Source organism: Streptomyces sp. NPDC015127, from assembly GCF_043080095.1.
GTDB lineage: Bacteria > Actinomycetota > Actinomycetes > Streptomycetales > Streptomycetaceae > Streptomyces.
The window spans coordinates 1-1,326 of record NZ_JBIBVE010000099.1; the positions used below are offsets into that span (position 1 = coordinate 1).

A 1,326-nucleotide genomic window follows, 5' to 3' on the forward strand; every position below is an offset into this window, starting at 1 on the left:
CGCATGGGGATGCGGACGCCCTTGTCGGCGGCGACGGTGTCGGCGATGTCGTAGCCCGCGTCGACGTGCCGGATGACGCCCATGCCCGGGTCGTTGGTCAGCACCCGGCGGACCTTCTCACCCGCCAGCTTCGTGCCGTCCGCGACCGTGACCTGACCCGCGTGGATCGAACGCCCCATGCCCACACCGCCGCCGTGGTGGATCGACACCCACGAGGCACCCGAGGCCACGTTGACCATCGCGTTCAGCAGCGGCCAGTCCGCGATCGCGTCCGAGCCGTCCAGCATCGCCTCCGTCTCCCGGTACGGAGAGGCCACCGAGCCGCAGTCGAGATGGTCACGGCCGATCGCCAGCGGCGCGGCCAGCTCACCCGACGCGACCATGTCGTTGAACCGCTCACCCGCCTTGTCCCGCTCGCCGTAGCCCAGCCAGCAGATCCGCGCCGGCAGACCCTGGAAGTGGACCCGCTCACCCGCCATCCTGATCCACCGGGCCAGCGACTCGTTCTGCGGGAACAGCTCCAGCATCGCCCTGTCCGTCTTCGCGATGTCCGCCGCCTCGCCCGACAGGGCCGCCCAGCGGAAGGGGCCCTTGCCCTCGCAGAACAACGGCCGGATGTAGGCGGGCACGAAACCCGGGAACGCGAACGCCCGCTCGTACCCCGCGAGCTGCGCCTCACCACGGATCGAGTTGCCGTAGTCGAACACCTCCGCACCCGCGTCCATGAACCCGACCATCGCCTCCACATGCCGGGCCATCGACTCCCGCGCCCGCGTGGTGAACCCGGCCGGGTCCTTCGCCGCGTACGTCTGCATGTCGTCGAAGTCCACACCCACCGGCAGGTACGACAACGGGTCGTGCGCGGAGGTCTGGTCGGTCACGATGTCGATCGGCGCGCCCTCGGCCAGCATCCGCGGCAGCAGCTCCGCCGCGTTGCCCAGCAGACCGATCGACAGCGGACGGCGGGCGTCGCGCGCCTCCACCGCCAGCTGCAGCGCGTGCTGCAGCGAGTCGGCCCTCACGTCCAGATAGCGGTGCTCGATCCGCCGCTCGATCGCCCGCGGGTCGACGTCGATACAGATCGCCACACCGTCGTTCATCGTCACGGCCAGCGGCTGCGCACCGCCCATGCCGCCCAGACCCGCGGTCAGCGTGATCGTCCCCGCCAGCGTGCCGCCGAACTTCTTCGCCGCCACCGCGGCGAACGTCTCGTAGGTGCCCTGCAGAATGCCCTGCGTGCCGATGTAGATCCACGAACCGGCCGTCATCTGCCCGTACATGGTCAGACCCAGCTGCTCCAGACGCCGGAACTCCTCCCAGTTCGCC

General features: G+C 70.2%; 1 protein-coding gene. It reads right to left on the minus strand.

Translation table 11 applies throughout. From position 1 onward, the window contains the following. A partial coding sequence (locus ACF08N_RS38115; RefSeq protein ID WP_392329273.1) for a urocanate hydratase occupies positions 1-1,326 on the minus strand: 1,326 nt, incomplete at both ends.